Annotated in this window: 11 protein-coding genes; 8 read left to right on the top strand and 3 right to left on the bottom strand. The window is 47.7% G+C overall.

All coding sequences use genetic code 11. The features are described 5' to 3' along the window. Positions 1-127: 127 nt before the first annotated feature. Together JQ822_RS01275 and JQ822_RS01270 are read left to right on the top strand one after the other, a co-directional pair. Positions 128-520 (top strand): M15 family metallopeptidase, encoded by a 393-nt coding sequence (locus JQ822_RS01275; protein WP_213131953.1) that lies wholly within the window; start codon positions 128-130, stop codon positions 518-520. Positions 521-558: 38 nt separating this feature from the next. Then, the gene (locus JQ822_RS01270) at positions 559-4,962 is read left to right on the top strand and encodes an alpha-L-fucosidase (RefSeq protein WP_213131952.1); all 4,404 of its coding nucleotides are present in this window, start codon (positions 559-561) and stop codon (positions 4,960-4,962) included. A gap of 88 nt (positions 4,963-5,050) precedes the next feature. Here the strand turns inward: JQ822_RS01270 and JQ822_RS01265 are convergent, their stop codons facing one another. Then, positions 5,051-5,755: a GNAT family N-acetyltransferase gene (locus JQ822_RS01265; protein WP_213131951.1), complete on the bottom strand. Its 705-nt coding sequence runs from the start codon at positions 5,753-5,755 to the stop codon at positions 5,051-5,053. 142 nt (positions 5,756-5,897) lie between these two features. Between JQ822_RS01265 and JQ822_RS01260 the strand changes: the two genes are divergently transcribed. After that, complete coding sequence (locus tag JQ822_RS01260) at positions 5,898-7,016, top strand: YbdK family carboxylate-amine ligase (protein ID WP_213131950.1); 1,119 nt, start codon at positions 5,898-5,900, stop codon at positions 7,014-7,016. 67 nt (positions 7,017-7,083) lie between these two features. Next, a complete protein-coding gene (locus tag JQ822_RS01255; RefSeq protein ID WP_213131949.1) occupies positions 7,084-7,332 on the top strand; it encodes a DUF1158 domain-containing protein in 249 nt (82 codons plus the stop codon). Between the two features lie 22 nt (positions 7,333-7,354). Here the strand turns inward: JQ822_RS01255 and JQ822_RS01250 are convergent, their stop codons facing one another. After that, positions 7,355-7,696: a RamA family antibiotic efflux transcriptional regulator gene (locus tag JQ822_RS01250; RefSeq protein WP_045440915.1), complete on the bottom strand. Its 342-nt coding sequence runs from the start codon at positions 7,694-7,696 to the stop codon at positions 7,355-7,357. A gap of 16 nt (positions 7,697-7,712) precedes the next feature. Then, the gene (locus JQ822_RS01245; protein WP_213131948.1) at positions 7,713-8,825 is read right to left on the bottom strand and encodes an MBL fold metallo-hydrolase; all 1,113 of its coding nucleotides are present in this window, start codon (positions 8,823-8,825) and stop codon (positions 7,713-7,715) included. A 189-nt stretch (positions 8,826-9,014) separates the two neighbouring features. On the opposite strand from JQ822_RS01245, the gene JQ822_RS01240 reads away from it, so the two are divergent. The 4 genes from JQ822_RS01240 (at position 9,015) to JQ822_RS01225 (ending at position 12,046) form a co-directional block, all read left to right on the top strand. Further along, entirely contained in the window at positions 9,015-9,596 is a 582-nt protein-coding gene (locus tag JQ822_RS01240; RefSeq protein ID WP_213131947.1) for a TetR/AcrR family transcriptional regulator, read from the top strand. Continuing rightward, entirely contained in the window at positions 9,596-9,964 is a 369-nt protein-coding gene (locus JQ822_RS01235) for an MmcQ/YjbR family DNA-binding protein (RefSeq protein ID WP_213131946.1), read from the top strand. Before JQ822_RS01240 ends, JQ822_RS01235 begins: the two co-directional genes overlap by 1 nt. Positions 9,965-10,083: 119 nt before the next feature. Continuing rightward, complete coding sequence (nfsB, locus tag JQ822_RS01230) at positions 10,084-10,737, top strand: oxygen-insensitive NAD(P)H nitroreductase (RefSeq protein ID WP_213131945.1); 654 nt, start codon at positions 10,084-10,086, stop codon at positions 10,735-10,737. Positions 10,738-10,801: 64 nt separating this feature from the next. After that, positions 10,802-12,046: a mechanosensitive ion channel family protein gene (locus tag JQ822_RS01225; RefSeq protein ID WP_213131944.1), complete on the top strand. Its 1,245-nt coding sequence runs from the start codon at positions 10,802-10,804 to the stop codon at positions 12,044-12,046. The last annotated feature ends 17 nt before the right edge of the window (positions 12,047-12,063 follow it).

Genomic DNA, 12,063 nt, shown 5'->3' with positions numbered 1-12,063 from the left:
AAATAGACATTTATTAATCAAATACCTGATAAATTTTTTGTGATGTATGACTAAAAAAATATTGTAACGATTTTAAAGTACTAACCTAACATTTTCGTTCAATTTTCTTAAAAAACGTGAGGGAGTGATGAAAGAAGATTCATTTAGTGAGAGAAGCATTATTATGCTTAAAAGTGTTCATTCAGACTTAGCAAAACTAGCTTGTAAAGCACTTGAATTATCTATCATCGATTTTGGTATCATCGAAGGCGTTCGCTCTATTGAGAGACAAAAACAACTTTTCATTGAAGGGAAATCTAAAACACTTAATAGCCGGCATCTTTCTGGCCATGCAATTGATGTCCTGGCTTATCCTACAACTTCAGGGTCATGGGAATTTAAATATTACCAAGAAATTTCCATTGCTTTTAAAAAAGCATCTTCAATGTTAGATATTCCTATTGAATGGGGAGGTGATTGGAAACCCTTTTGTGACGGGCCGCATTTTCAATTACCGTGGCAGCAATACCCTGCAAGATAACCACACATATACAAACAAAGCACATGAAGAGGAATATCATGAATAATAATATTATCTATTTCCAGGACTATATTGATACGAACACTGACGTTCAGCGTGCATCTATTGATAACTACAGTCTAACCCACTTTGACAATTCACCAAGACTAAACACAGATCAGTCGGTCATAAACCTTCCCGCAGGTTCATGGTTAAAATTTAACACAACTATTCCCACAGGGATGTTTGCAAATTGTATGTTATTTGCTGCGACACAAACATCTGATCAAATAATCCAAGTTTTTAGTGAGTCACTCGAAAGTGATCCGCTCTGGACACTGACGATCAAATCATCTGGCGTAGATAAATTCTTTACCGAGTCGGTCAGTAATAATATTGATTATAATAAAGCGGAATTAACTGATATTTATATATTATTCCCTGATGGTTTTACTGGTTATCTAAATTGGTTTGTTTTTTCTCAATACTCAGGAACAGAGACTGAAGAAGCAAAACTCCGACGAATGAAGTGGTTCGATGACTCTCGGTTCGGGCATATGATGCATTGGGGAGCTTATTCTGTTTTAGGTGAAGGTGAGTGGGTTATGAACACCAATAAGATACCTAAAAATGACTACATAACAGAAGCGTGTGAACCCTTTAATCCAGATAAGTACAGTCCGGACGAATGGGCATATATCATTCAAAGTACAGGCCAAAAATATCTCACCATCACGACCAAGCACCATGATGGTTTTGCCATGTTCGATACTAACGTAACTGAATTTGCACCTTATGATGTCGAAAATACAGCATCTATTCACCAGTCAGTTCTTCGTCCTTTGGCCGCGGCTTGTCGTGAACGAGGGATTACTTTCTGTTGCTACTACTCATTGTTAGACTGGGGTAACGTTAATGAAGTTGCTATTGAGGATGCCGCGACTGTCCCAACCACAATTAATCCGGCAGATATTACTCGCTATCTTTCTGAGATGAAAGAACATCTCAAAGAGCTGATAGAAATCTTTAACCCGGCTTTAATTTGGTTTGATGGTGCATGGGCTGCATTCCTGAACAAAGATGTATCCACTGATATTAGGAATTTTTTACACCGTTTATCACCTGACATCATTATTAATGATCGCATTGGTAATGGACTCGGAGACTATTCCACACCTGAACAGAGCATTCCTGCTGGCTCGCAGAGCGGTCCATGGGAAGCCTGTATGACCATAAATAATTCGTGGGGATACAATACCAATGATACTAACTGGAAAGACGCTCAAATACTTCTCACCGATCTGCTGGACTGTGCCAGTAAAGGGGGGAATTTATTGCTCAATACAGGCCCGGATGCTGAGGGGGTTATCCCACAACCATGTGTGGACAGGCTAAATGAAATGGGTAAATGGATGCAGACATGGGGTGAGGCTGTCTATGAAACTCGAGCAGGTACCCTTAATGTTTCAATGCAGCCTGGAACATTTTGCAGCCTGGGTAAAACAAAGGGTCTTCAAAAGAAAAAAAACAAACTTTATGTGACGGTAACAACCTTACCGGGAGATAACAAACTTAGAGTAGAACAACCCATCACACTCCCATCAAAAGTTTACTGGCTTACCACACCGGAGACCACCCTGGATTTCGAACTACTCAGCGGCTGCATGGTATTTGCCCTTCCTGATTCATTGAGCGATCCGTTAGGAATGGTTTTGGTTATGGAATTTGATGAAACGCCTCAACCTAAAATTTACCCAGATGTAGCGATCTTTAGTCATGCTGAAGCCAGCGACGTTTGGTACGATGATAATGAAGATTATTCGCCTCAAAACGTGGTCGACGGTAATCCACAAACCCGATGGGCAACCGATCTGGCAAACAATGTAACGTTATCGCTAACTTTCGATACACCGACATTAATTGACCTTATCGGCTTTAATCAATACGAGCAGCGCATTGATAATTTCAGTATTGATATTTATGCTGGCGCTGAGTTAGTCACAACCCTACAAGGTAATAAACCGACTGAGAACTATCTAGCCCTCCTTCCTGCATTGATCGCTACTGATAAAATTATCCTGACAATTGCCTCCTGTATTGATGCTAAAAAACCAGCAAGCCTGTATACATTCTCTGCCTTTAACTCAACGTCATCGCTGCTGCCGGTTATTCAGCCAGTTAATCTTGCCAAAGGCGCAGTGACTGTCGCAAGCGATGTCTGGTATGACCAACGAACTGAATATAAGGCCGCCTTTGCCACAGATGGAAATTCGTCAACACGCTGGGCTGCAAATGATAATACAACGCTGCCAGTGACCCTCACTATTACTTTCCTAAAAGATGAGTTTTTTGATCGTATTTTAGTGAAGGAATTTATTAACCCAGACGAATTATCAAGAGTTAAGGCCTTTACCTTACAAATTTTAGATAGTTCTGGCGAAAACTGGAAAGATATTTATCAAGGGAGTGATATTAGTAAACTAATCGTTCTGCCCTATCTGACCACCAGTAAAGCTATTAGGTATGTGATTACAGAACTTATCAATAACAAGGGACCATCTTTTTATGAGGTCGGCGTATACCAGACAGCAAGAACGCCAGCCACACTGTCGGAGGAGGAACTACTGGAGGCAGAAGCGAGGTTTTGCTTTGAATATTTTTGGAGAGAAGCCAATATCACTGACGGTTCTATGGGTTACGGATTAATTTCTGACAGAGCCAATTCCCGCCGGGCAACTATAGCTGGTTCAGGTTTTGCATTCAGCGCATTAGTTATTGCAGTAGAACGCGGATGGATCAGCAAGGTTAAGGCTGAAGATCGGTTAATTAAATCACTCCAGACGCTGCAGAATCCGTCACTGCGTTATAAAGGTTTTTATTATCATTTCATTGATATGGATAGTCTGGATACACTGGGTTCTGAGATCTCAACAGTCGATACAATGCTCGCACTGAATGGTATTTTGACGGCTGGTCAGTATTTTGGCGGAACGGTGGGCACGCTAGCTCAGCAGATTTTTGATGATGTGGAATGGGATGCTGCGGTTGCGCCGAATGGAGCCTTTACCATGGGGTGGGATTCGAATCTAGTTCAATTATCGGCAACATGGGGCGGATACGCTGAGCAATTCTGTATGTACCCTATGGCAACAGGATCCATGACTCACGCGCCAGAAAACGCAGCAGAAATGTTTTATAAACTTGAACGAAAATCTGGGCATTATGGTAATAGTGGGGATCTGATTTATGTCTGGGGCGGTCAACTTTTTACATATCAGTTTTCACATGCCTGGCTTGATTTCCGTCGTCTGTGGGACAAAAAAGGGGCGGATTGGTGGCAAAATAGCATTAATGCCAGCAAAGCAAACAAAGAGTTTTGTATTGCAAACAACGATGTACTACCTTCCCTGGATGCTGAAAATTGGGGCCTTACTGCATGCAATGGACCGAACGGATATGCAGCCTACGGTGCGCCACCGTCAGGTGATATCGGTGCTAATAATATGCATTTCACGGATGGCACAATCACACCAAGTGGTCCTATTGGCAGCCTACCATTTATGCCGCAAGATGTGCTTCAAGCAATGATGGCATGGTATAAAAATCCGCAACTGTGGACCGGATATGGGTTTATTGAATCCTTTAATACTTCCAAAGCAGCGCCATGGTATTGCGATAACAACTCCGGCCTGATAAAGGGTCTGTCGCTTATTATGATCGAAAATTATCGTAGTGGTCTGATATGGGATACCTATATGAAACACCCGGTAGTTTCTGCAGGAAATCAGCAAATCTTCGACCCGCAGTTACCAGAAATGTTAGTTCAGGAAAGTAGTAACTCCATCGTCTATACAGGCTCCGGTTGGTGGTTATCTGAGGATAGACCAGACAGTACTGATGGCAAGTGTCAGGTTACACAGAATAATGGAGATTATTTTGAATTTACCTTCAAGGGTCGCAATGTCTCAGTATATTGCGAAAAAAATAGCGATCAGGGTGATATAGATTTCTATCTGGATGATGTATTTTTAGGCACGGCAAGTACATGGAGTGAATCTCTGGTGTATAGCGATATTATTTATAGTGTTAAAGACCTTTCACCTGACACCCATGTGCTAAAAGGCGTGAAGCGAAGTGGGAAATGGTTAACGGTTGATGCCATGAAAGTTTATGCCAGCAACAGTTTCGATGTTATTAAATCAACTTTCGATGCTGCAACAAACTCACTCATTTTACAAGTGAATCAGGCAACAGACAGAGCAAGCGCTGTAGATATAACATCTTATACTATCAATCAATCGGCCAGCATCAACAACATCATGCTAAGCTCAGATAAAAAAACCATAACCCTCTCTCTGGGCAATATGAGTAGCAATATGGGATACATTATTTCAACAGAAGGTGTAGCGAATGAAATCCTAAGTGAAAAACTAAATAAGAGAAATATTAACATCATTGGCTAATATTTTATTCCGCCCTGTGCGGGGCGGAATTTTTACACCTTTAGCATCCCAACTGATGAACTTATATTAACTGACCGAAGGAAAATGGTTATTCCTGTTGAAGTACCGCGAGTGACCGGCGTTGCTGCCCTTCTTTATCAAAGTTTTCCGGGGCCAGCCAGCGCTGTAAAACGGCGTCGCACTGCGGCCATTCGCCGTCAATCATTGATAACCAGTCGCTGTCGCGATTACGCCCCTTACGCACGATCTTCTGGCGAAAGCGTCCTTCATAGATAAACCCTAAGCGCTCCGCAGCCCGGCGGGATGCGACGTTCAGCGAGTCGCATTTCCACTCTACGCGACGGTATCCAAGGGCAAATGCCTGACGCAGTAGCAGCCAAACGGTTTCCGTGCCCAACACCGTATTTTTCATGCGTGGCGACCAGGTTACGTGACCAATTTCAACCGAGCCGTTCTCACGGTCTATCGCCATAAAACACACCAGTCCGACGGCGCGCCCGGAGCGCAAATCAATAACCGCGTAGGGAACCAGCGCAGAATCCGTGGATTTTCCCGTTACCCAGAGGGACGCTGCCGCAACGCTCGTTGGCCGCTTGCTGGCAAGCCATGTCCAGTCCCGCTCATCAGGCGCTTGCGCATAGGCGTCAAACAGATCGGCGGCATGGCTGGCGGCATCCAACACGTCAAGACGGCAATACCGCCCTTCCAGTACATCTCGCGGTAGCACTGACGCGCCATTCCAGTCCGGCAGAGCATCGCCCACCGTCTGTCCATAAAGATTTATTTCCGGCACAGTTCACCCCTGTCGTGAAAGCAAAAAATAGTTATAGCACCTGTCATTTTACGTTCAAAGCGCAGGATGCGGATTTCCCTTGCCGTACGGAAAACCGTCTACCCTTCTATACTGATTAAAAATCAATGCTCAAAGGAACGCTATGCCACTCCCCGACTTTCATGTCTCCGAACCATTTACACTGGGCATTGAGCTGGAAATGCAGGTGGTCAATCCACCAGGCTATGACCTGAGCCAGGACTCATCCCGGCTGATTGATACTGTAAAACCACAGCTCAACACCGGAGAAGTGAAGCACGATATCACCGAAAGTATGCTGGAGATGGCGACCGGTATCTGCCACAACATCGACCAGGCCGCGGCGCAGTTTTCAGCCATGCAGCAGATAATTTTGCGAGCAGCCGCAGACCATCACCTCGAAATTTGCGGCGGCGGCACGCACCCGTTTCAGACATGGCGGCGTCAGGAAGTGAGCAATGATGAGCGCTACCGCCGCAACCTGGAGAACTTTGGTTATCTTATTCAGCAGGCGACAGTGTTTGGCCAGCATGTCCACGTAGGCTGTACCAGCGGTGACGACGCCATTTACCTGCTGCACGGCCTGTCACGCTTTGTTCCGCATTTTATTGCGCTCTCTGCCGCCTCGCCGTATATGCAGGAAGCCGACACGCGATTTGCCTGCGCACGGCTCAATATCTTCTCAGGATTTCCCGATAACGGTCCGATGCCGTGGGTCAACAACTGGCAGGAATTTGAGGGATTGTTTCGCCAACTGGCATGGACCAGCCTCGTTGACAGTATTAAGGATTTGCACTGGGACATCCGTCCCAGTCCGCACTTTGGTACGGTAGAAGTTCGGGTGATGGACACCCCGCTCACTCTCGGGCATGCAATCAATATGGCCGGGTTAATTCAGGCTACGGCCCACTGGCTGCTGAAGGAACGTCCGTTCAAGTACCAGGAACGTGATTACCTGCTGTATAAATTTAACCGTTTTCAGGCCTGCCGCTTTGGTCTGGAAGGGATAGTCACCGACGTGCATACCGGCGATCATCATCGTCTGGCGGATGACGTGCTGCGGCTGCTGGAACATGTCGCCCCTTCGGCAGGTAAAGTAGGCGCCGCCAGCGCCATTGATGCCTTACGCCAGCAGGTTAAAAATGGGCACAACGAAGCCCAGAACATGCGTGATTTCGTGGCAGACGGCGGGTCACTAAGCGGGTTGGTGAAAAAACATTGTGAGATCTGGGCGGGACACTAATCGGGGGGATTTGCGTTAGCGCCACAGATCCCGGACAATGGTCTTTTAACTCAAGTTTAACAATGTTATGAAACACCCGCTTGAATCACTGATGACCGCCGCCGGGATCCTGCTATTGGCTTTTTTATCCTGCCTGCTGCTGCCCGCGCCTTCTCTCGGCCTGGTGCTGGCGCAAAAGCTCGTCACCATCTTTCATTTGATGGATCTTAACCAGTTTTATACCTTGCTGTTTTGCCTGTGGTTCTTACTTCTTGGGGTGATTGAGTATTCTGTTCTGCGTTTCATCTGGCGGCGCTGGTTCTCGCTGGCAGATTAGCCCTGCGAGAGCCCGAGTGCCATCAATGTGTACGGCTGTGATTTTCTTTGCGATAAGCACCCGGCGGTTGACTGAATGTGCGGGTGAAGATACGCGTAAAAGTCTGCTGTGAATCGAAGCCGTACTTCAGGCAGATATCGTACACTTTCTGATCGGTATCGCGTAAATCACGCGCCGCCAGCAGCAGCTTACGCTCGCGAATGTAGCGCCCAAGGCTCTCGCCTTTATACTGCATAAACAGACGCTGCAGATGCCATTTCGAATATCCCGCGTGGCGGGCAATATCATCAATGCGCAAGGGTTGATTCAAATTATCATCAATCCACTCGACAATTGTCTCGATAACTTGTGCAGAAATCGTCATCGTTATTTCCCTTTATTCATCGGGCCGCTGGCTGCCACCAGGCCGTAAACAGTTGGTCCGGGTCGGACAGTGCTACCGGCTCACCCAGCATCGGCGTCAGCAGACGGTAATCTTTGAGACGGCTGGCGAGCGCCAAACGCTTATAGGGATCGTCCCAGGTATGTTTCGCCAGTACGAAGCGACCAGCATGGCCCGGCAAAACGGCTTTTGCATGGAGATCGGCCGCCGCCTGCGCGGTCTCTTCCGGCATCATATGGATGAACTTCCAGTCCTGGTCATATTGACCATTTTCCATGATCGCCACATCGACCGTGCCAAACTGTTCGCCAATCGCTTTAAAATGCGGTCCGTAACCGGAGTCTCCGCTGTAATAAACATTTTGCTCCGACGTTTCAAACATGAAGCTTGCCCACAGCGTCTGATTACGCTTGATGCCCCGGCCAGAAAAATGCCGAGCCGGTAGTACATGCACAATCAGAGAATCCGTCACTCTGACGGACTGATTCCAGTCCCGCTCCTCGATAATCTCGCTGTTCATTCCCCAATACCGCAGATGCGACCCAACGCCAAGCGGCGTAATCACCCGCTTAATCTTTGGCATTAGCGCCTTAATGGTGGCGAGATCCAGGTGGTCATAATGGTCGTGCGAGATGATCAGCAAGTCGATTTCCGGCATATTTTGTGCCGTCCACGGATACTCCCCGGCAAAGGCTTTATTCAGAAATGAAAACGGTGCAGCGTAGTTGCTCAACACCGGATCGATCAGAATACGTTTACCCGCCAGCTGCAAATACCACGAGGAGTGGCCAAGCCAGACGAGGGTATCCTGCTGCGGTGACAAGCTGGCGAGTTCGGTCGTCACCAGCGGTAACGGCTGAGCAGGACGGGCATTTTCCCGCTTCGCGACCAGAAATTCCCACCATGCCGCCAGCATACTTTTATTACCGGTATAGCCTGGCGTTGGTACCTGATTATGAAACTGCCCGTCACGATAGTGTGGTGACTGTTCAACCTGGCTCAGCTGTGCCCCTTGCGGCGCCTGACCGAATCCAGCGTTGAGTACAAACGGTAAACTTGCAGCAGCGGCAATGAGCATAATAACAACCACACAAACTGTGAGACGCTTCATATCCTGGCCTTAAACGCGCCCCTTTCCGCTGGTTTGCGCGACTGACTCTTGATTATGAGTGAGTAAGCACTCATTATAGAAATCGAAAGTTCGCCGTCAAGATGATTTTCAATCTTTGACATTCGCCGTTGCGGTACTGCGAAGGCCGTGATTCAATCGTGTTTTTAACAGACTTAAGGGTAAAGTGTAGTGGCTCGTCCGAAGAGTGAAGACAAAAAACTGGCATTACTGGAAGCGGCAACCACCGCCATTGCGCAATCTGGCATTGCGGCCTCAACGGCCGTCATTGCCCGCAATGCAGGCGTTGCAGAGGGAACACTGTTTCGCTATTTCGCGACAAAAGATGATTTGATCAACGAGCTTTACCTCTTTTTAAAGCACGATCTCTGCCAGTCGATGATGGCCGATCTGGATCGCTCAGTGACCGATGCCAAAACCATGACTCACTACATCTGGAACAGCTACATCAGTTGGGGCCTGAACCATACCTGCGGGCATCGCACTATTCGACAGCTCGCCGTCAGCGAGAAAATCAGCAAAGAAACAGAGCAACAGGCTGACGATATGTTCCCGGAGCTGCGCGATCTTTGTCATCGCTCGGTGCGCCCGGAGTTTATGTCTGACGAGTATCGTGCCTTTGGCGACGCGCTTTTTTTGTCGTTGGCAGAAACCACGATGGAATTTGCCGCCCGCGACCCTGCCCGTGCAGATGAATATATTGCAATGGGGTTTGAAGCCATGTGGCGCGCCCTCACCCGCGAGGAAAAATAATGGACGGTCAGACATTACACGCGTGCGCAAAACGCCTTGCGCTTGAACTGCCATTTACCGAACACTGCTGGCCGTTCGGCCCGGAATACGACGTTTTTAAGGTTGGCGGTAAAATATTCATGCTTTGCTCGGAGATCCGCGGACGCCCACTGGTCAACCTGAAGTCCGATCCGCAAAAATCGCTGCTAAACCAGCAAATCTACCGCAGCATCAAACCCGGCTATCACATGAATAAAAAGCACTGGATTTCAGTCTATCCGGGTGACGATATTACCGAATCCTTGCTGGCAGATCTGGTAAACGACTCATGGCATCGAGTGGTAGACGGCCTGCCAAAGCGGGAGCAAAAACGCCTGCGTCCCGGCTGATTTATCGTTAACCCCGATAAGTGTTTCTGCCTTTTTCTGTCTTATCTTTTTCACGCTAACCCTGTACCCTGCTGAAACAAAACGCACCCGCAGGGTAAGAATAACGACCAGGAGTTTTTATGGATATTGTTTCTGTCGCCTTAAAACGCTACTCCACTAAGGCATTCGATCCGACCAAAAAGCTGACCGCTGAGCAGGCAGAAAAATTAAAAACGCTGTTACAATTTAGCCCGTCCAGTACCAACTCGCAGCCGTGGCATTTTATCGTTGCCAGCACTGACGAAGGCAAAGCGCGCGTAGCAAAATCCGCCGCCGGTGGCTTTGTATTCAACGAACGTAAAATGCTCGATGCGTCCCACGTCGTGGTGTTCTGCGCCAAAACGGCGATGGACGATGCATGGCTGGAGCGCGTGGTGGATCAAGAAGAAGTCGATGGTCGTTTTGCCACCCCGGAAGCCAAAGCCGCCAACCACAAAGGTCGTACTTTCTTTGCCGATATGCACCGCAAAGATCTCAAAGATGACGCTCACTGGATGGCAAAACAGGTGTACCTGAACGTCGGCAACTTCCTGTTAGGTGTGGCGGCAATGGGCCTGGATGCGGTGCCAATCGAAGGCTTCGATGCCGCAGTTCTCGATGCCGAGTTCGGTCTTAAAGAAAAAGGTTTCACCAGCGTGGTTGTCGTCCCGGTGGGCCATCACAGCGTAGAAGACTTCAACGCCGCGCTGCCAAAATCACGTCTGCCGCAGGAAACGACGCTGACGGAAGTCTGATCCTCGCATTTGCATAACCTCCGCACAGCGGTCATCATAGACCGCTGTTTATTAAGGAGACGTTATGCAGGAATTGATATCTCAGGTAGAAGACCTCGGTATTGAAATGAATCACACCACCTCGCTGATGATGATTTTTGGCATTATTTTTATCACCGCCATTATTGTTCACGTTATTTTGCACTGGGTGGTATTACGCGCATTTGAAAAACGCGCCAACGCCAGCTCTCGCCTGTGGCTGCAAATTATCACGCAAAACAAGTTATTTCACCGCCTGGCGTTTACGCTGCAAGGTATCATCATCAATATACAGGCCGCGCTCTGGCTACAAAAAGGCAGCGAAGCCGCAGAAATATTAGTCACCTGCGCCCAGCTGTGGATCATGATGTACGCCTTGCTGTCAGTATTTTCTCTGCTCGACGTTATTCTCAATCTGTCGCAAAAACTCCCCGCCGCATCGCAGTTACCGCTTAAAGGCATATTCCAGGGCATCAAGTTAATCGGCGCGATTATCATCGGCATTCTGATGATTTCCCTGTTGATTGGTCAGTCGCCCGCCATCCTGATAAGCGGTCTGGGTGCGATGGCGGCAGTCTTAATGCTGGTCTTTAAAGACCCGATTCTCGGTCTGGTGGCAGGAATACAGCTTTCAGCCAACGATATGCTCAAACTGGGTGACTGGCTGGAAATGCCGAAGTACGGCGCAGATGGCGCGGTGATCGATATCGGCTTAACCACCGTCAAAGTACGCAACTGGGATAATACCATCACCACCATTCCCACCTGGTCGTTGGTCTCTGACTCGTTTAAAAACTGGAGCGGAATGTCCGCGTCCGGCGGTCGGCGAATTAAGCGCAGCATCAGTATCGATGCCACCAGCATTCATTTTCTCGATGAAGATGAGCGCCAGCGACTGCATAAAGCACACCTGCTGAAACCGTATTTAACCACGCGACATCAGGAAATTAACGAGTGGAACCAGCAATTAGATGCGCCTGAATCCGTATTGAATCATCGCCAGATGACCAATATAGGGACGTTTCGCGCCTACCTGAACGAATATTTACGTCACCATCCGCGCATTCGTAAAGATATGACGTTAATGGTTCGCCAACTGGCCCCGGACGATCACGGTTTGCCGATTGAGATTTATGCGTTTACCAATACGGTGGTGTGGCTGGAATATGAAAGTATTCAGGCTGACATCTTCGACCATATTTTTGCCGTGGTCGAAGAGTTCGGTTTACGCATTCATCAGTCCCCTACTGGAAATGACGTTCGCGCACTGTCAGGTGTATTTCAGCGTTAAAACGTATTGTGAAGCAT

It is taken from the genome of Citrobacter sp. FP75, from assembly GCF_018342065.1.
In the GTDB taxonomy this organism is placed as follows: Bacteria; Pseudomonadota; Gammaproteobacteria; order Enterobacterales; family Enterobacteriaceae; genus Citrobacter.
This window is presented reverse-complemented; position numbering and strand designations above follow the sequence as displayed.

What these genes read in the sequence shown, in the direction of transcription:
- nfsB (WP_213131945.1), top strand. Translation starts at nt 10,084, where the DNA reads ATGGATATTGTTTCTGTCGCCTTAAAACGCTACTCCACTAAGGCATTC.
- JQ822_RS01275 (WP_213131953.1), top strand. Translation starts at nt 128, where the DNA reads ATGAAAGAAGATTCATTTAGTGAGAGAAGCATTATTATGCTTAAAAGT.
- JQ822_RS01225 (WP_213131944.1), top strand. Translation starts at nt 10,802, where the DNA reads ATGCAGGAATTGATATCTCAGGTAGAAGACCTCGGTATTGAAATGAAT.
- JQ822_RS01250 (WP_045440915.1), bottom strand. Translation starts at nt 7,696, where the DNA reads ATGACGATTTCTGCACAAGTTATCGAGACAATTGTCGAGTGGATTGAT.
- JQ822_RS01235 (WP_213131946.1), top strand. Translation starts at nt 9,596, where the DNA reads ATGGACGGTCAGACATTACACGCGTGCGCAAAACGCCTTGCGCTTGAA.
- JQ822_RS01245 (WP_213131948.1), bottom strand. Translation starts at nt 8,825, where the DNA reads ATGAAGCGTCTCACAGTTTGTGTGGTTGTTATTATGCTCATTGCCGCT.
- JQ822_RS01260 (WP_213131950.1), top strand. Translation starts at nt 5,898, where the DNA reads ATGCCACTCCCCGACTTTCATGTCTCCGAACCATTTACACTGGGCATT.
- JQ822_RS01255 (WP_213131949.1), top strand. Translation starts at nt 7,084, where the DNA reads ATGAAACACCCGCTTGAATCACTGATGACCGCCGCCGGGATCCTGCTA.
- JQ822_RS01270 (WP_213131952.1), top strand. Translation starts at nt 559, where the DNA reads ATGAATAATAATATTATCTATTTCCAGGACTATATTGATACGAACACT.